This window comes from Arthrobacter sp. 260, from assembly GCF_013116745.1.
Classification (GTDB): domain Bacteria; phylum Actinomycetota; class Actinomycetes; order Actinomycetales; family Micrococcaceae; genus Arthrobacter_D.
This window is the reverse complement of the sequence record NZ_JABFOE010000025.1, coordinates 1-17,566: the sequence shown is the minus strand read 5'-3', so window position 1 is coordinate 17,566 and position 17,566 is coordinate 1. Positions and strand designations below refer to the sequence as shown.

The following is a 17,566-nucleotide window of genomic DNA, read 5'->3' as shown; positions in this document are numbered from 1 at the left end:
GCATCTATCCAGCTTGAAACACGGCAAGCCGGATGTTTAGCAGACACGCCCTAGTCGCTTTCGCTTACGAAAACGGCCTCAACCCATAAATCCCAATACGACATTTCGTCACATAGCTGGACTCGAAGGAGCCATCATGAACAAGAAAAAAATCGGCGGACTCGCACTCCTCGCAGCTGGCGGCGTTACCGCCCTCGCCGCAGCTGCGATCCCCATGACCCCGGTCGCCCCATCATCTGAACCAGTACCTGGCATCATCAACGATGCCGAAAACTATGCAACCCCCAATGCCGCAGCCGAGCAAGGCGTGAGGGACTACATTCACCACTGCATGGCCGCGGCCGGATTCGACTACACGCCTCAAGATGCCGCAGCGGAGGTCGATCTTCACGCCAATGTGGGATTCGAGCGCCTCGACATCGCAGGCGCCAAGGCCAACGGTTATGCGTCCCCCAGCAGCTCCGAACCAGACCCTGCTTCACCCTTGGGCCAGCTTTTTGCCGACCCCGCATTCCAGGTTGCCCTCAACGGTGACCCATCGACGGCAGATATGCAGGGCACAAAAGGGTACGGAACATCCACAGGCGGGTGCCGGGGCGAAGCTGCGACAGCGATCTACGGCAGCATGGAGAACTACGCCTTAGCCACAGTCGTGGCTCTCAATTCGTTCTCTCAAGCCACCGGGTCCGTGGCATCTGACCCCGAGCTCAATCAGATCCAGGATCAATGGAAAGCCTGCATGGCAGAGACCGCATACAACGGATTCCAAACCGTGCAGGAAGCCAAAGACGCCGCACTAGCCTCAGGCGGGCAAAACGAAATCAAGATCGCAGTAACTGACGCCACCTGCCGAGACGAAATAGGGCTACACGACCAGCTGGACCAAATCTTCGACCGATACCTCACCACAGCCATGCGCGAACTCGAACCCGAAATCAAGAAGGTCACCGAGATCCGACGAATCGCTGTCGAAAACGCTACCGAACTGGCAACAAGTCAGGAGAAATAGGTGCCGATACGCGTCGAGCACCTAGCCGCGAAGGGAACGTGACAACGGGTCACGGGCGGTGCGTTGGCTGGTTGAGACCACCATCGTTTCTCACACGAGCGAGGGATGCTGAGAATCGACAGCGAGGCCACTCGATTCTCAGGATCCTCACACCATAGATTGAACTGAAGATAACCGCGGGCAGTGGCGTGTAGAGCGTTCCAAATTGGAGGACTACATCCAGCGCATGTACGAGCAGGCGGCCAGGAACCTGGAGAAGCTGCCCGAGCCGCAGGACGATGACGGCTAAGGAATCCGGTGCTGAAGACCAGTGGCCGCCGGCCGGGTCGGGAGACGAGTGGCTGCTGTTCTACCTGCGGGGCTTGACCTTCGCCCAGGTAGCTAGGCTCTGTAGGGTGAATGCCGAAATGGTCCGGCACAGCATCCGACAACGTGAAGTCCTCGATCCGTCCATCTTCGGGCGGCGCTTGGTGCTGCACGACCGACCGAGGTACCGACCGCCCAGACACGGCCGCGCCGTTGCTTGGGAGAGGCGCTACACGGCGGTGTTCCGGTTGGTCGCCGAACAGGGCCGCCTCCCGAAACAACTCGGGAGCCCACATGAACGGGGTCTTCGAAGGTGGCTCTACAACCAGCGGCTCAAGCGTGCCGCAGGGGAGCTGGATCCGCGGCAAGAGGAGTTACTGGACAGGCTGGGGGAGTGGCGGGGTCAATAACCACGTGTTGAAAAGGGCCCGACAGCGCATATTCAGTGGCCGGTGACACCAAGCCCCACATCTGACGTTCCTACCCTGGAGAATCCCGGCGTCGCCAGCTATGAGGTCTGCATTGGATATCCCCGTCGCTGCGATCGAAGGAGGCGAAGCGCTAGCAGGCGCCCTCACCTGGTGCCATGACCTCCTCGCTGAAGGCAACGACCCGGCCGAAATGCCGAAATCAGGTCGAGAATCCGTGTGGGGGACAACAACACCCTCATCACGGTGCCCGGCGTCCACCTCCTCACTGGTCACGTCGGCAAGGGACAGCAGTTCGACTGGGTCATCGTCATCGGAGCTGAAGAGGGGTGCATCCCCGACTTTCGCGCCAAGACGCCAGAAGCCATCGCTGAAGAGGCACGAGTACTCTCCGTCATGATCTCTCGCGCGCGCCACGGCGCCATCGTCATGCGTGCGCAGTCTGTGCCCGCAGCATCGACCGGGGTCGCCTACTCCAAACAGGAGTCCCAGTTCCTGACACCCCTCCGTGACTCCAGTCCCCTTGACTCGGCCGGAATCGTCAAGTGGGTCAATGCAACTGACTGGACCTCTATCGCAGCTCGGTGACGGCCCCGATGTGCAGTCCCGCGTGCTGCCAGTGGACCACGAGGTGGCCGCAGACCAACGCGATGTCCCGCTGTCGCCGGGACGCCTGCACCGAGGTCGCGGTTTCGATGAGGCTGCGCACGTGCTCGACAGCAGATGCGGTCAGAGGCGGCATAGTTCGATTCATCCGTCTATCTATGACACCCCAGCATGGACACAGGACGGGCGCGGCTGCTGCGCCGCTCCCGCACCCCAACGGCTAAACTGAGACCACACACCGGGGTGTACTTTCCATTCCTTGCTGAGGCACGGAGGATCGCAATCGCACCTGCGAGCTTTGGTTGGTTCGGGTGGCCGTCGCGCCCCGCGTAGTGAGGCCAGGGAACGCGCTGGAGCATGGGCAGCGTCAAACCGCCCAGATTGATGCGCCTGGCCGGCGCCTCTTCGGAGGTCAGTTGCTTGGCTGGTCCCAGGGGACGTAAGATCCCCGATGACCTACGGCCGGCGAGTCGCCTCAGCCGTTCAGCCTGACAGTGGCATCGGTCACCTCAGCAGTTTCAAACTCCGCCCGAATCTGGATCACAGCGCGCAGGGTCACGCTCAGCTTCACGACACCCCAGTCGTCGTCGCGCTCCGCGGTCTCGCCGCCTGTGGCGACTCGAAGGACCTCGGCCAAGTTCGCAGCGATCCCCACTCGGAGATCGGCGACGAAGACGACCGTGGCCTCTTCAAGTGTCAGCCCGTATTCGGTCTCGTGAACTGTGCAGTATTCGACAACCGGGTGGTCGGGCGGCGACGCGTGGACTGACTGAACAATCGTGTCACCCACGTTGGACAGAATGTCGTGGCTCGTCGCCTCATCCACGATGAGGTCAAGAAGGGCCCGGAGCACAAATTCCGCGTCTGCCGCAGGCAACGAGCTGCCGCTAAGTGCACGCACGTAGCCGAGCGCTTCGGACTCCACCAAGTCATGATGGTCGGCCTGCCGACCGTCTGGGGCGAGAGCGTTCGCGCGGTCGTCGGGGGTTGGCGCGGGCGAAACGGCGGTCCCAGTTTCATCAGGACCGCCGTCGACGTTCATGGCAGTGCTGCCCGAGTCTGCTTCCGGACCTGACTCCGGGCCGCCGCCTGGGCCCTGGCCAGCGGGGCCGGCCGGCCCGGGTGCGTCGTCCTCCGGATCAGCGCCCGCACCGAGATCCGTGAGCGTGCGGTTGAATACAAAGTCCCCTAGCGCCTCGCGCCAGCCGTCTTCACCAGTGATGATGTTCCGGGCGATATCGCGCGGCTCAAGCATGAAGTTTTCTGCTGGGTCCATAGCCGCGTGCCCGCCGAGCAACACGGCGGCACGACGGTGCCGCATCCCGCCGGCCATCAACGTTCGCGCTGGCCCGGTCGATACGCCGTGGCGCAGATACTCCGGCAGGTTCGCGAGAGCTTCGGCAATCGGCGCACCAGATTCCGCCAGGTAGCGCTGCAAGACGGCCACTGCCTGCTCTACCAAGGTTGCGAACGAATAGGAAATGACCGACCCGTAAATCCGCAGGACGACATCCACTTCCCAATTTGTTGCGGCTGCCATTTCCGCGAAGGAGTCGCCTGCGATCCACCGGATGACCAGGTCCCGGACCTCTATGGGCGCGGGGAGGTTGAGGGGTGGGACTTGCTCGTTGGTTGGGAAGCCGTCCTCAAGCGCACGGCGGAAGTCAGCTTGACGGTAGGCCCAGTTAAGGAAGGCGTCGATGAGATTCGAGTCGAGTGGAGACTCGACCGTGTCCCAGTTGTCGAGCAGAGGCACGAGCTCACTGACGATGGAGTCGACCAGGCGGGGACGGGCGCCGGTTTCGCGGACCCATCCCAACCGGTTGGCCTCGCGAAGCTCGGTCAGGCGCACGGCTCGCAGCGCGAATACGTCGGCAAGGAGGGTCTGTGCTCGTTGGTCGAGCTGCTGAGACGCGAACGTGTGGGAGGCGAGGCCCGCGGCAATCTCGTGGAACTCTTCGGCTCCGACCTCCTCGTGGAGAAGCTCGAGGAGGGTTGCGTCGATTCCGTCTGTCATGGAGTGGAGTACCGCGTTGCCTTCGAGGAATGTGTTGTTGAGGCTCGTGCCGCCGTCGACTGCGCGCTGGAGCGCTTCGACGATCTGCCGCAAAAAACCGTGGACGCTTTCGCCAGGTTCGCCTGTCACAACCGGTCGGAGGTCTTCCCACTGGCTGTCATTCGTCAGGATGACCAAACCCTTGGTGGAGCTTCCTGCGCGCCCGGCTCGTCCCACCAAATTGCGTATGTCCCGGGCGAGCATCGGTACGGCACCCGTCCGACTCTGTCGCCGAATCGTGTAGAGAACCAGAGTGCGGATTGGCATGTTGACGCCCTCGGCGAGGGTGCTGGTGCACAGGACCATGCGCACCTGGGCCGACGCGAGGAGCTCCTCGACAGCTTCCCTGGTTTCCTGTGGGAGATCACCGTGGTGCATGACGGCACCAACCTCTAGACAACGCGTTCCGACCCAGTTTGCGCCAAACTCGCGGCTTAGGTAGTCCCCGACTTGGACGATCCCGGTCGTGTCTACGACGTGCTCGATCGGCTGCGGCAGGGGGATGTCTCGGTCGAGCTGGCGCAGGAGCTCCTCTGCCAGGCCAATGACACCCTGGTCACCACGCTTCATGGTGGAGAAAACTGCGACCGTTCCCAGGACGAGCGCTTTCCTTGCCGCCGCAATTGCTTGAGTCTTGTACGACTCGTGCGGGTAATTGTTGGCGCGACGCGTCGGGGGGTTGTCGAAGAGAAAGTCTGCCGGGCTAAGGAAGTCCGGAAGGGTGTGCGCCTCAAGGGAGCTGTCGACGGATTGCATCTCGAGCCCTGCTCTCGCGCTGGCGCCCCTTCCATGCGATCGGAGCACGGCGTACTCAGCTTCGGCGGGCCGGAAATCGCTACGCGCTACGGATTGTTCGGACCCTCCTAGCCAAGCGTTGATCTCTTCGATGTTGGGGACGATTGCGGAGACAAATACCGTTCGCGGTGGGTTGGGGGCTCGACCGCGGAATCGTGCGAGCAGCAACTCGAGTCCGACGCCGCGGCCCGGCTGGTCGAGAAGGTGGCCTTCATCGCAAACGACTAGGGAGATTCGCGACAGAAGCTCTGGCGCACTGCCGAGAAGGCCGGTGAAGGCTTCGGGTGTCGCGATGATTGCTCGTAGATCGTCCAGCCCTTGAGCTTCGTCGTATGTCGGAACCGTTCCGCCGTAGACGGTGCGGGTCGGCAGTCCGACTCGGGTGAGCCGTGAACCGATGGAGCCGCGGAGCTCCCGCGCCAAGGCACGGTAGGGAACGAGCAAAACAGCAAAGTTCGTCTGGGCGGTCCGTCAGGTGATCGAACAGCAATGTCTCGGTGAGTGCTGTCTTGCCGGCCCCCGTCGGCATCTGCATTGAAAAGGGCTCCGTGCCTGTGAGTAGGCCGGCCTCGATTGCAGTGACCTGCGAGGGGAAGAAGTCCCATACCGGACGAGTCCGCCCGATGAGGGACTCGATGAGCGGATCCCAACGTTGGCTTCCTCCGTCGGGAAGCACCGCACGCAGATTGGTGCGACTGAAGCGGTCGACCAAGGAGGAGAAGACCTTTTCAGCTACCCACTCCTCGGGGCCGATCTGAAGTGCCCGTGTTGCCGTTTCGGCTGCGCTGGTCATGGCTTGCGCAATTGAGTCGAGGTCGCCTGTGGCCAACGCGCCGACGAGTGACGTGACGCGCTCGGAGGTCAGTCGATACAGTCTCGCAAGGAAGTCGTAGCACGCGCGGTGGGCGTCTGTCGGCCAGCCATCGGAAGGAACTTGGCGCATCGCGACGTACGCGGAGGCGGAGAACCCGCCCGTGTAGAAAGCCGCAGCGGCCATGAAGAAGGCGTCGCGCCGCGCGGCCCCGTCGAACTGTCCGCCAGCTTGGGTAAACGCATTGGCAAGCGTTGCCCAATCGCGAGTGTCTTCGGGAGGATCCCGCAACAGGTCGAACATCTCTCCAACCAGTGCGAGATAGAGGTCAAAGCCCCGACCGTCCTGATAGCTGAGCCCCATGATCTGGGACTGCAGTTTGAACAGTTCAACGTTCTTGCGGGTGTCGGCGTCAGCGATCCAGTTGCGAAGGGTTCGTCTCACGGAATGGCCACATCCACATCGGACTGGCCCAGGAGTTGCTCGAACAGCTTCTGGTAGTTGTTCTTGAGGTCGGGCACGGAGATGACGACCAACGTGCATATGTCGCTGGATGGAAGCTCAACGTTGGCGAACACATCAGCTGACGTTGCGTCGGCCACAAGTTCTGAGCTGATGACGGCGACTGCTCGAAACTCAAATTTGGCAGGCGGGTTCTCGTCCACCTTGATGAAGCGGTTCAGGTGATCAACCGTCACGGTGGTGGTGTCGCCCAGAATGGCCCGTTCGCGGATCCAGGTAAGGGTCTTTGCCAACCTGCTTTCGCGGTCCTTCGCGGAGTCAGCCAGCGCGTCCGCGATCGGGGTCGCTTTGGTATTGGTGGACTTGGTCTTGACCTCGGCGCAAATGACTCTGTCGTACATTGAGGCGTCGGGCCAGTCCGGCAGATGGAGTTGGACAACGTCGGAACCCTGCGACGCTTTGGTCCGATCCGCCTTCAGACTCCACATCTTCGGCTCGAGGGTCTCTTCGGGGTGGGCACGAGAGGCGAGGTAAAGCGCTGTCATGATTTCGCCATAGTCACCTGCCATGACTGACCCCTTGGACGGAACTTTGCTCTCGACGACGGCCTGATGCGTATGACCTTGCGCGTCGACGATGGCCTGGAGACGCTCATCGGCTATGTAACAGCGGCGAGCCGGTACACCGAGCAACTGCGTCCACTCGTCGGTCCGGCTGGCTTCGACCTTCACCAGTACAAACGGATCGTCGTGCTGCTCGATGAAGAACGTGCTTACCTCGGCAAGGTCAAGGCCCAGTTCTTTCATCGGTTCTCGACTACTCGCAGGTGGCCCTCGCGGCCCGCGGTGCGACTGCCGGACGTGCCGCCGACCACAAGCGGCGTCAGGCCCATCATGTAGGCCTGAACTTCGGCAGAGGTCAGACCCAAATCAGCTGCGATCGTCGCCAAGCCGCTTTGATTGTCGCGCAGTTGCTGCATGACCTTTGTGAGCAGCATTGAGGACTCGTGGGGAATGCCGTGCGGCTCACAGCGGCGGTAGCCAAGGCGTGACAGGTCGACGCAGACAGTCCGATATGCCCACTCGGTCATCAGCCCGAGTTCGTTCGCGCGATGCGCCATAGCCATCGCGGCGACGCTCCAACGCTTCTTGGCTTCGAGAACCTGGTGGACTGAGGCGTTCGTGAGTCCCTGCGCCAGTACGCCGGCCCTGGGCATCAGGAACGCCGCGGCGAACTGATTGGCCTCGGCCTCCGCGTCGGGTCCGTTGGGGATCTTGTCCTCACCGTGGAGGACCAGGTGCCCTAACTCGTGAGCCGCGTTGAACCGACGTCGCTCACCCGACTTCTCCCGGCTGAGCAGGATGAACGGTTGGCCGTGCCAGTTCAGGCAGTAGGCGTCTAGGTCCTTCGTGTCGTCAGTCAGCGAGAAAACTCGGATGCCGTGGGCCTCGAGAAGGTGAACCGTGTTGCCGATGGGTTGCTCACCCAGACCCCAGCGTGCCCGGACCTCCTGCGCGGCCAGTTCGGGGTCGCGCCCGGTCAAGGAAGGGACGTCGGGGTCTGGGAGCGCGAACCTCTCCTCGATCCACTCGTTTATGAGGATGGCGATGCGTCCGGAGCTCAGTCCGCGGTCACGGGTGCGTGCCGTCATCTTGCTCAGGGCTCGAAAGCTGACTGACTCGAGCGGGATCTCGTCGAGATCGTCGGCGGTAAGGAACGCCTCCGAGACCCCAAGGACTCCGGCCAGGTTCGCCAGGGTCTGTGGGGCTGGGTCCTGGTGTTGATTTTCATAGGCCGAAAGACTCACTCGGCTCAGGCCAGTCTCGGTGGCCAGTTTCGTCAGTGTCCAGCCGCGGCGCTTTCGGGCAGCCACCAGCCGCGTTGGGTTCAGCATGGTTTCTGTCGTCTGCTCGGCTAGCGGAGCGCGACTTCGACGTTGTACGCGTCGCCGTTGCCGAACGGGGGCTCCGCGATCGTCACGGTCGCAGGCGGGTCCTGGCGCGAGATTTGCGGGAGGAGGATTCGCTCCTCCCAGTCGACGATGCCCCCGTTCTCGATTGCCGTGGGCAGCGACAGTTCGGCGTAGATGGTTTGGTCGGTCACCCGCTGGAGGAGGAACCAGATGTTCTCGAGGTCCGCCAGATCAACCGTGTTGACCGCGTAGTGTGCGCCGAGGTCGAGCACTCCCTGGTCGGCGTTCTGCATGACCGCCAGTGCAGTGAGGTCGCCCTTAGGGTACTTGGTCGAGGGCTTCATCCCCGGGACTTCGACGCCGGTGAACTCGTCTCCAGAGCTGGTCACAATCGAAAAGGCGCCGCTCGGGTGGATAGTCCGGCAGAAGTTCTTGTAGTTGTCGAACCTCCAGTCCAGGAGAACGAGTTCCTCGCGGACGTAGCGGACGGTCTTGGCGTACCGGGTCGTGCCCTCAGCCGTCGGCGGCTCGAGACCGCTGGTCATCTTGGCCTCGGCATCGGCGCGTAGCAGTGCCCGCACAAGCAGGTTTGCACTGAGTCCGAGCTGCTGGAGGCGGCCCTCGGCGATGTGGTCGATCGCAACTACGGTCATGGCTCAGGTTCCTAACGACGGAAGGCTACTTAGCGAAACCATACCTCATGCGAGGTCAGAAATCGTCAACCCGATCGCTGCGTGTTGCATCTCGTGATAGCTGGTGCGCGCAACAGTCTGCCTGAGGCGAGGGTTGCGTCATCCCTCGGCGAATGCTCTAGGTTAGGTATCCGCACGCCCATCGTAAATCGGACCCGCCTGGTGGCCACCGGATCAGCGATGAGGTGAGCTTGTCCTGATGGGGTGGGACGAACGAGTAGACTGGTCGTTGCAACCCGGGGTGTACTTTCCATTGGGCGCTGAGGCTCGCGAGATCGCAAGTGCACCCTGCGGTGTCAACGTCCGAGGCCTGCGATGAGGCGGTTGGCCAATGAGCTGGCGATCTCGGCGGCTCCGATACGGATGGGTCGATTGTTGCCGAACCCGAACGACGTCGCTGAGCTGGAGCTGACGCGGATTGATCCCGGATAGCAAGGAGGGGACCTGGACGCGCCCTTCGAGCTGACCAGGAAGGCCGAGAGATCGCAGAAGGAGCGCGAGCGGAACCGCGATGCGGTGACATGCGAGATCCCGTCGCTGACGTGGGAGCAGTACGCCGCCGGAGGCCCCTGCCCTGGTTGCGGGCGTCCGTACCGGGACGAGGAGCCTTGGGAGTCCAAGGGGACAATGCGCTTTACTGAAGAGGAGCGTGCCCGCTACGAGGCCGAGCATGCGCTGTTCAAGCAGCACCACGCCGACTGCAACGCGATGAGGCACTCGGTCTCAGGTTCGCTGACTACCCACTGCGGCAAGTGCTGCCCGCCGCCGCCGATGTCACCTTCGCAGAGGGAAACGATCGCTCGCCTGCTCGGACGCCCGACGCCTCCTAATGAGCTGATGCGGTGGAAGCTCCGGCTCTACTGCGGTCACGTCATCGAGCGGACGGCCCACTACACGCATAAGACGCTGCACGCTGCTTTCGCGGGATCGACGTCCTGCCCCGAGTGTGGATTGGACCCGGCGACGATCATCGACGGCGAGGCCGTCGGGCTGGAGGAGGAACCGCCCCGCTCGAGGCGTGCAGGGACTCCGGCCACGAAGGCGAAGCGGTTGCAAAGCCGACGGAGGCTGAGCTGGAAGCCAGGGTATGCGAACTGGAGGCGGAGGTCGCTCGGCTGCGGGAGGGCTGAGACCGTTGCTCGCTCGCCTCTGACCGAGAGTTCTGGGAGATCCGAGCCTGATCAAGCCGTTGGCATCGGTGACGCCCCTCTGCCGTCGCCGGTCCGGCGCGTAGCCGCCAAGGTCGGTTTGCCTCGGACACGAGGCGAAATGTCACGTTACTGATACACGTTTCCATGTAAAGTTCCTGATACAGCCCCTACAAGCGACGAGCAGGAACGAGCACGCATGGCCGAGTCGGCAGAGGCATCCAGGAAGACGACGGCGCGGATCGTCTGGGACACCGCAGACAAGTATCTCCGCAACATCGTCGACGAGGAGGACTACGGCGACTACATCCTGCCGTTCACGGTGCTCCGCCGGCTGGAGTGCATGCTGGCCGACACCAAGGACGAGGTGGTCAAGTACGTTGATGCGTTCGCCGGTATGCCCCAGCACCTGATCGATATCGCGGTCAAGGACAAGTTTGGCCTGGGTTTCTACAACGTGTCGCCGCTCGATCTGGGGACCATCGCGTCGGTCGACGACAACGTGGACAAGTCGCTCAAGAGTTACATCGACAGCTTCTCGAACAACATCGCCGACATCTGGGTGTCGTTCGACTTCAACCGGCGCGCGAAGGTCCTCGCCGACGCCAACCGCTTGCACGCCGTCGTCAAGCACTTCTCCACGCTCGACCTCAGCCCGAGCAGCCTCAGCAACACTGGTATGGGCGACGTCTTCGAGGACGTCATGTATCGGGCCTTCAACAAGAAGGGCAAGGCGGCGGGCAACTTCTACACTCCGCGTGACGCCATCAAGCTCATGGTCGACGTCCTGATCGCGAATGACGACGACACCCTCGCTGGGGAGAGCACGGCGCGTTCGATCTACGACCCGACGGCCGGCTCCGGCGGCATGCTGCTCATCGCCCAAGAAGCGCTGCGGCGCATGAACGCGACTATTGACGTCACGCTATATGGCCAGGAGCTCATGCCATCCGCGTTCGCCCTCGGCAAGGCGGACCTGCTGATCCAGGGCGGCCGTCCGGACGCTATCAAGCAGGGAAACACCCTCGTCGAGGACTTCTACGAAGGGCAGACCTTCGACTACGTGCTTTCCAACCCCCCGTTCGGCATCGACTGGGAGGTCGAGGAGAAGGCCGTGCGGAACCAGGCGAAGACTCCCGGTTCTCGCTTCAGCCGCGGTCTTCCGAGCATCAGCGACGGGCAGATGCTGTTCCTTGCGCATTGTGCGTCGAAGCTCAGCCCGGCAGGTAAGAACGGGCAGGGCGGGCGCGCCGCGATCGTCTCCAACGCGGCCCCGCTCTTCAACGGCGACAAGGGACCGACGGCCATTCGTGAGTGGCTCCTCGACGAGGACCTGATCGACGCCATTATCGCCCTGCCGCCGAGCATGTTCTACGGGACCGGTATCCCGACCTACGTCTGGATCCTCGACACGAACAAGGACCCGGAGCGCAAGGGCAAGATCCAGCTCGTCGACGGATCAGACCAATGGACCCTGCTGCGCAGACCCATGGGCGAGAAGCGCCGAGAGATGAGCTCGGCAGACCGGGACCCGGTGCTTGAGGCGTACAAAGCCTTCGACCTTGCGGACCCTGAGATCTCTCGTGTGATGACGCCGGACGACTTCAGGTTCCGGGACGTCCCTGTCTACAAGCAGGCGCGCCTCGCAGCCCGTTTCAGTGGCGAGGGCGTCGAGGTGCTCCGTGAACGGAAGAACTTCACGGACGAGCATGTGGCCGTGCTCGAGTCGCTCGACGGCACGAGCTGGAATGAGCTGCCCAAGACCTTCCCGCTGGCAGCGAAAGCAGCTGGGCTGAAGGCTCCGCTCGGTCTGGTGGACGCCGTGATGAAATCAATGGCCGCTCCGGACGAATCAGCGCCGCCGGCAGTCGATCGGAAGGGCAATCCGGTCATCGCGAGCGGGTGGAAGATGACAGAGCGCGTGCCGCTCAGCGACGACCTGGCAGACCACATGGCACGCGAGGTGGCCCCGTTCTCTCCTGACGCCCAGTGGGACGAGAGCAAGGCGAAGTACGGCAACGAGATCCCGTTCACGAGAATCTTCTACACGCCGAGGGCACCGCGACCGCTCGACGAGATCGACTACGAGGTGCAGGGGCTCATGGGCGAGCTCGCCGACATGTTCAAGCTGGTGAGCGATCAGTGACCGAGCAGGCGGTCCACAAATCGCTGCTCGAGAGCTCCGCCTTCGTCATGGCTCCGATCGGATCTATCGTCTTCGAGCGGAACGAGAAGGTCGGTGAGACGGAGTTTCCCGCGCTGTCGGTAGGGAAACTGGGCGTGACGCCTCAGCTCGCCGGCGTCGCCAAGTCGCAGACCGAAGGCGACCGGAAGCTTGTGCGCGCCGGGGACCTGGTCATCAATTCGCGATCCGACCGGCGCGGAGCTTCTGGGCTGGCCCGGCAGGGCGGAAGTGTCTCCGTCGTCTACTCCGTCATGACGCCCAGGCCAGGTCTGCTGATCCCGGAGTACGGCCACCACCTGTTTCGCAGCATGGCGTTCCAGGACGAGTTCTTCCGTTGGGGCACTGGGATCGTTGACGATCTGTGGTCCACCAACTTCACCCGCATGTCGCGCATTCGCGTCCCGTTGCCGCCGCTGGAAGTCCAACGCGAGCTCGCGGCCCGGCTCGACGAGGTCGACGCCATGGTCGCGAAGCTCGATGAGCTGACCGACGCGCTGCGCGCACGGGCAATCGACACTGCCGCGCTGTTCGGTCTCTCCGAGGACGACTCGCGCCGAGGTGACGATGCGCAGTCCCCCCTGTCAGGAATACCCGAGCACTGGGACCGCACGAAGTTCGGCTACGAATTCACCGAGAGTACCGAGCGGATCGGCGACGACCCGCCAGGACCTCTTCTCTCAATCTCGGAGTACCGGGGAGTCGAACTGAACACGCGGACGGACGGCCAACAGGCGTCCCTGGACGTAGCGAATTACCGGGTCGTACGGCCCGGTCAACTCGCAGCCAACATGATGTGGCTCAACCACGGTGGGTTGGGGGTGTCGTCGCTCACCGGATATATCAGTCCTGATTACAAGGCATTCTGGATCTCGCCGCGGTTCCACCCGCGCTATGTGCACCATCTGCTTCGGAGCCCCCGCTACGTCGACTACTTCGGAGCCATCGGCACAGGCGTCCGCCCGAACGCCCAGCGGGTCACGAAGACCGCGCTCGACCTGATGCCCCTGCCGCTGCCTCCCCTGGATGAGCAGAAGCGCATCGCGGACCATCTCGACGAGGTCACCGGTCGCATCGACGGGATGCTGGCGAAGATCGCCAGCCTTCGTGATCTCCTCGTGGAGCGCTCATCTGCGTTCCTGCTCGACGTCGTCACCGGCAAGAAGGAAATCGCATGAGCCACGCGCAGTTGATGGAGTTCGAATTCGAGAGCAACCTCTGCTCCGAGCTGGCCGAGCGCGGTTGGCTGTACGAGGACGACGGGAAGCCGACCGGCTGGGACGTAGGCCTCGCTATGGTGCCGGCCGACGTTCTGCACTGGCTGGGTGCTCAATACCCTGACGAATTCGAGAAGGCCGTGCCCGAGGACCTGGTCGGCGAGCAGAAGGTCGCCGCTGAGCGGAAGCTCCTTGAGCACATCACCAAGGAGCTCGCCAAGACGACGCGCATGGACCCGACGACAGGGCACCCGGTCGGCGGCCTGCTAGGTGTGCTGCGAAAGGGCTTCTCTTACGCCCAGATTGGCCGCCCCGCCGCGAAGTTCGGGCCGATGATGGCCTTCCCGCCAGCGAACCCGAACTTGATCGAGGTCGTCGAGGCGGCAGACTCGGTCCGGCTGCGCATCCTTCGCCAGGTGCGCTTCGACACGAAGACCAACGAGAGCATTGACGTCGTGCTCCTCACCAACGGCTTGCCGGTCGTCACGCTTGAGCTCAAGACCGACAACACGCAGACCGTCAACCACGCGATCCGCCAATACAAGGAAGGCCGCAAGCCCGGCAGGAGCCGCCCGCTCCTCGCTCCCGGCCGTGCGCTGGTCCACTTCGCGGTCTCCAACGACCTCGTCTACATGACGACCAAGCTGGAGGGCGGGGACACCGTCTTCCTGCCCTTCAACCAGGGCAACGACGGACACGAGGGCAACCCTCCCTCGGGCACGGGGTCATCGACCAACTACCTGTGGCGCGAAATTCTTGCTCGTCCCACCTTCATGCGCATCCTCAAGGACTTCGCGCTCTTCGAGCCTGACAAGTCCGGGAAGAAGGGTGATGGCAGGCTAGTCTTCCCGCGGTTCCACCAACTGCGGGCCGTCGAGCGCGTGGTCGCCGACGTTGAGGCGAACGGCCCGGGCAAGCGCTACCTGATCTGGCACTCGGCCGGATCGGGCAAAACGAAGACGATCGCCTGGCTCAGCCACCGCCTGATCCGCCACATGAGCGCCGACTCTAAGTCGACGTTCGACTCGGTCATCGTCGTCACCGACCGCACCGTCCTCGACGAGAACATCCGCGACGACATGAACCTGGTGCAGTCGAGCACGGGCCTCGTCGTCGCCGTGGGCGAGAAGTCCGGGGCGAAGTCTCCGCAGCTCAAGAAGGCTCTCATCGAGGGCGACCACATCATCACTTGCACCCTGCAGACCTTCCCTGAGGTCATGAAGCTCATCGAGGACACCGAGGAGCTGCGGGGCCGGCGCTGGGCCGTCGTCGCCGACGAGGCGCACTCGTCCCAGTCGGGCTCCGCGGCCAATCAGCTCAAGGAGCTCCTCGTCGATGTCGACCTCGACCCCGACGAGGAGATCAGTGCCGACGATCTCATGGCGGCGAAGGATTCTGCCATCGCGGCCTCGGCCAACATCACCTTCGTCGCTCTGACCGCGACGCCGAAGGGGAAGACCCTGCGTCTGTTCGGTACCCAGGTTGGAGAGCGCTGGGAGGCCTTCGACACGTACACGATGGCGCAGGCGATCGAGGAATGCTTCATCCTCGACGTCCTCACCAACTACTCGACCTATGACATGTTCCTCCGGGTGAAGAACACCCTCGAGGGGGAGGAGTCGGAGAGCGAGATTCAGGTGAATACCGGCGAGGCGGTCTCGAGCATCGTCCGTTACGCGAGACTCCACCCAACGGCGATCGCACAGAAGGTCCGGGTCGTGGTCGAGCATTTCCGACGGAACGTGCAACCGCTCCTCGGCGGCCAGGCGCGCGCCATGGTCGTGACCAGCTCACGTATGGAAGCGCTGAGCTGGTCACGGAAGATGGACGCCTACATCGCCGAGAAGGGGTACGACCTTCACACGCTCGCCGCGTTCTCGGGCTCGCTCACCGACGAGGACGGCGAAAGCGTTACAGAGGTCTCGGTGAACGGCGTCAGCGACGTCGGCAGGGCATTCCGCGAGCAGGGCGTCTACCGCGTCCTCATCGTCGCGAACAAGTTCCAGACTGGCTTCGACGAGCCGCGCCTGATGGGCATGTACGTCGACAAGAAGCTCTCGGGCGTCGCGACCGTGCAGACACTCTCGCGGCTGAACCGGATCTATCCTGGCAAGACCGCGCCGATGGTCGTCGACTTCCGAAACACCCCGGCGAGCGTCCAAGCCGACTTCAAGCTCTACTACTCCGACGCGCACGTCGACGGTGACGTGGACCCGAACGCATTGATCACACTCGGCGAGCGGCTCGACACGGCAGGGCTCTACACCCACGAGGAGATGGAGGTCGTCGCCGACGCGTTCCTCCAGAATGCCGGCGGCGAGGCCATTGCCAAGGCCCTGTCCCCGATCAAGAACCGCTGGACCGGACAGTGGCGTCAGGCAGTGCTGTCGAAGGACAAGAAACAGAAGGAGGCGCTGCAGTCGTTCCGCGCCGACGTGCTCGGCTACCGCAACGCCTGGCAGTTCCTCAGCCAGATCGTCGATTACCAGGACCCGGAGCTGCACCGCCGCGCCATCCTCGCGACCCTGCTGGGCCGAAACCTTCACGCTGACGGCGACGACCGCGACGACAGCTTCCTCGAGGGCGTGCAGCTCTCCGGCGTCAAGCTCGTCCCGTCCGCTATCGAGGAGGACCACTCGCTCAGCGAAGGCAGCCAGGATGGCATCAAGCTCCCGATCTTCGACGGCGAGTACGGCGGCAGCGCCACGCCGAAGAAGGGCCCCCTCGACGAGGCAATCGACAAGGTCAACCAGATGTTCAAGGCCAAGGGCATCGAGGTGAGCCCCGAGAGCGTCTCCGGGTTCATCACGACCTTCTGGGGTTTCCTTGACGCCAACGAGGAGGCCGTGGCGATGGCGAAGAACAATACGGTCTCCCAGCTCAAGGCGTCCGAGGGCTTCAGCGGTGCCGTCGGGCTCGCGGTGCTGAAGACAGTGAACGAGTCGAAGGAGATTCAGTCGTACATGACGGATCCGGCCTTCATTGGTCAGATCGCCGACATCGCCGCGGACGCGCTCCATGCCCAGCACCGCCCCGACGCGGACGCGGGCTCTGACCCGATAGGGGAATAAGCATGGGCGAGGCGGAGCAGCACGGCTTCGGCGACGTCATCCGCGAGGCCCGGAAGAAGCAGGGGTGGTCGCAGGCGGAGCTTGGGGAGAAGTCCGGGCTGTCGCGCCCGACCATAGCGCGCGTCGAGGCGAACCACGACGTGACGACCGCGACCATCGCGAAGGTCGCGCAGGCGCTGGGCCTGAAGTTGGAGCTGAGATGAAGCCGGCAAAGCAGCCTGCCGAGAGCCGCTGCTGCAGGGCCTCGAAGTCCAACCGCCCCTCCGACCACACCACAGCCTCGCCGTCCACGATGCAGCCGGCCGGAATCATGGCATCCGCGGCAGCGGACAATTCAGGGAAATACCGGGTCAGCTCCCTGCCCTGACGTGACCAAAGAGACGTCCGGTTGCCCCTGAAAACACAGAGACGGTAACCATCCCACTTAGGCTCAAAACACATCGTCCCAAGCAACGCGTCTTCCGCCGGCAACAATTTAACGGACTTCGCCAACGCAACTTGCACGGGCGGAAGAAGCCCCGGTGGAATCTCCTCCACGGCATCTGGCATGCCTCAGCATAGGCCGGACCCCTCGCCCGAAACATCCTCGAAGATCAAAGTCCTGATGGGCAGTGCTCGGCATGGGATCCATGCACTTGGGACCGAGTCACCCGCGCTACGTCTGTGCCACGCTGAACTGGCGTTCGGCGGTGTAGCGGGCAATCCTTCGAGCGCGTCAAACAGGAATCTTGGAAGCCCGGAATCCCGCTGCTCTCAGACGGCGCTATGGCGAGCGGAGGAGTTCGGCAGGCAGAAGGACTCTGCCTATTTAGCGCTTTAGCCCCGATTTTTCACGGTGGCCGGTGAGGGCCGCTGGTTCGTGCCGGCGGAT

Annotated in this window: 12 protein-coding genes and 1 pseudogene; 6 read left to right on the top strand and 7 right to left on the bottom strand. The window is 63.2% G+C overall.

The features are described 5' to 3' along the window. The first annotated feature begins 136 nt into the window (after positions 1-136). Positions 137-1,009 (top strand): hypothetical protein, encoded by an 873-nt coding sequence (locus tag HMI57_RS18205; RefSeq protein ID WP_171587410.1) that lies wholly within the window; start codon positions 137-139, stop codon positions 1,007-1,009. Between the two features lie 953 nt (positions 1,010-1,962). Next, a complete protein-coding gene (locus tag HMI57_RS18200; RefSeq protein WP_216607699.1) occupies positions 1,963-2,331 on the top strand; it encodes a 3'-5' exonuclease in 369 nt (122 codons plus the stop codon). On the opposite strand, the gene HMI57_RS18195 is transcribed toward HMI57_RS18200, so the two are convergent. From HMI57_RS18195 to HMI57_RS18175, 6 genes are all read right to left on the bottom strand, one after another. Further along, on the bottom strand, positions 2,315-2,485 hold the full coding sequence (locus HMI57_RS18195; RefSeq protein ID WP_171587409.1) for a hypothetical protein: 171 nt from the start codon (positions 2,483-2,485) through the stop codon (positions 2,315-2,317). The two genes, HMI57_RS18200 and HMI57_RS18195, sit on opposite strands and share 17 nt — an antisense overlap. Before the next feature lie 339 nt (positions 2,486-2,824). Further along, entirely contained in the window at positions 2,825-5,161 is a 2,337-nt protein-coding gene (locus HMI57_RS18190; protein ID WP_228721216.1) for a helicase-related protein, read from the bottom strand. Between the two features lie 250 nt (positions 5,162-5,411). Then, positions 5,412-6,455 carry a hypothetical protein gene (locus HMI57_RS19315; protein ID WP_228721215.1) on the bottom strand — a complete coding sequence of 348 codons (1,044 nt, stop codon included), beginning with the start codon at positions 6,453-6,455 and terminating at the stop codon, positions 5,412-5,414. Beyond that, positions 6,452-7,279, bottom strand: coding sequence for a Hachiman antiphage defense system protein HamA (locus HMI57_RS18185; RefSeq protein WP_171587407.1), 828 nt, complete (start codon positions 7,277-7,279; stop codon positions 6,452-6,454). The genes HMI57_RS19315 and HMI57_RS18185 overlap by 4 nt, the downstream gene beginning before the upstream one ends. Beyond that, entirely contained in the window at positions 7,276-8,367 is a 1,092-nt protein-coding gene (locus HMI57_RS18180) for an XRE family transcriptional regulator (RefSeq protein WP_171587406.1), read from the bottom strand. Before HMI57_RS18180 ends, HMI57_RS18185 begins: the two co-directional genes overlap by 4 nt. A gap of 20 nt (positions 8,368-8,387) precedes the next feature. Continuing rightward, on the bottom strand, positions 8,388-9,038 hold the full coding sequence (locus tag HMI57_RS18175; RefSeq protein ID WP_171587405.1) for a hypothetical protein: 651 nt from the start codon (positions 9,036-9,038) through the stop codon (positions 8,388-8,390). 1,386 nt (positions 9,039-10,424) lie between these two features. Between HMI57_RS18175 and HMI57_RS18170 the strand changes: the two genes are divergently transcribed. From HMI57_RS18170 to HMI57_RS18155, 4 genes are read left to right on the top strand one after another with little or no spacing between them, the layout of a single operon-like run. Then, the gene (locus HMI57_RS18170) at positions 10,425-12,371 is read left to right on the top strand and encodes a type I restriction-modification system subunit M (protein ID WP_171587404.1); all 1,947 of its coding nucleotides are present in this window, start codon (positions 10,425-10,427) and stop codon (positions 12,369-12,371) included. Continuing rightward, positions 12,368-13,585 (top strand): restriction endonuclease subunit S, encoded by a 1,218-nt coding sequence (locus tag HMI57_RS19655; protein WP_216607698.1) that lies wholly within the window; start codon positions 12,368-12,370, stop codon positions 13,583-13,585. The genes HMI57_RS18170 and HMI57_RS19655 overlap by 4 nt, the downstream gene beginning before the upstream one ends. Then, positions 13,582-16,695 carry a DEAD/DEAH box helicase family protein gene (locus HMI57_RS18160; protein WP_171587403.1) on the top strand — a complete coding sequence of 1,038 codons (3,114 nt, stop codon included), beginning with the start codon at positions 13,582-13,584 and terminating at the stop codon, positions 16,693-16,695. The genes HMI57_RS19655 and HMI57_RS18160 overlap by 4 nt, the downstream gene beginning before the upstream one ends. A gap of 2 nt (positions 16,696-16,697) precedes the next feature. Then, positions 16,698-16,898 carry a helix-turn-helix transcriptional regulator gene (locus HMI57_RS18155; protein ID WP_171587402.1) on the top strand — a complete coding sequence of 67 codons (201 nt, stop codon included), beginning with the start codon at positions 16,698-16,700 and terminating at the stop codon, positions 16,896-16,898. A gap of 82 nt (positions 16,899-16,980) precedes the next feature. Here HMI57_RS18155 and HMI57_RS18150 read toward each other — a convergent pair. Continuing rightward, positions 16,981-17,136, bottom strand: a pseudogene (locus HMI57_RS18150) (ATP-dependent DNA ligase); the annotation flags it as partial. Positions 17,137-17,566: the final 430 nt, after the last annotated feature.

What these genes read in the sequence shown, in the direction of transcription:
- HMI57_RS18205 (WP_171587410.1), top strand. Translation starts at nt 137, where the DNA reads ATGAACAAGAAAAAAATCGGCGGACTCGCACTCCTCGCAGCTGGCGGC.
- HMI57_RS18195 (WP_171587409.1), bottom strand. Translation starts at nt 2,485, where the DNA reads ATGCCGCCTCTGACCGCATCTGCTGTCGAGCACGTGCGCAGCCTCATC.
- HMI57_RS18190 (WP_228721216.1), bottom strand. Translation starts at nt 5,161, where the DNA reads ATGCAATCCGTCGACAGCTCCCTTGAGGCGCACACCCTTCCGGACTTC.
- HMI57_RS18185 (WP_171587407.1), bottom strand. Translation starts at nt 7,279, where the DNA reads ATGAAAGAACTGGGCCTTGACCTTGCCGAGGTAAGCACGTTCTTCATC.
- HMI57_RS18180 (WP_171587406.1), bottom strand. Translation starts at nt 8,367, where the DNA reads ATGCTGAACCCAACGCGGCTGGTGGCTGCCCGAAAGCGCCGCGGCTGG.
- HMI57_RS18175 (WP_171587405.1), bottom strand. Translation starts at nt 9,038, where the DNA reads ATGACCGTAGTTGCGATCGACCACATCGCCGAGGGCCGCCTCCAGCAG.
- HMI57_RS18170 (WP_171587404.1), top strand. Translation starts at nt 10,425, where the DNA reads ATGGCCGAGTCGGCAGAGGCATCCAGGAAGACGACGGCGCGGATCGTC.
- HMI57_RS18160 (WP_171587403.1), top strand. Translation starts at nt 13,582, where the DNA reads ATGAGCCACGCGCAGTTGATGGAGTTCGAATTCGAGAGCAACCTCTGC.
- HMI57_RS18155 (WP_171587402.1), top strand. Translation starts at nt 16,698, where the DNA reads ATGGGCGAGGCGGAGCAGCACGGCTTCGGCGACGTCATCCGCGAGGCC.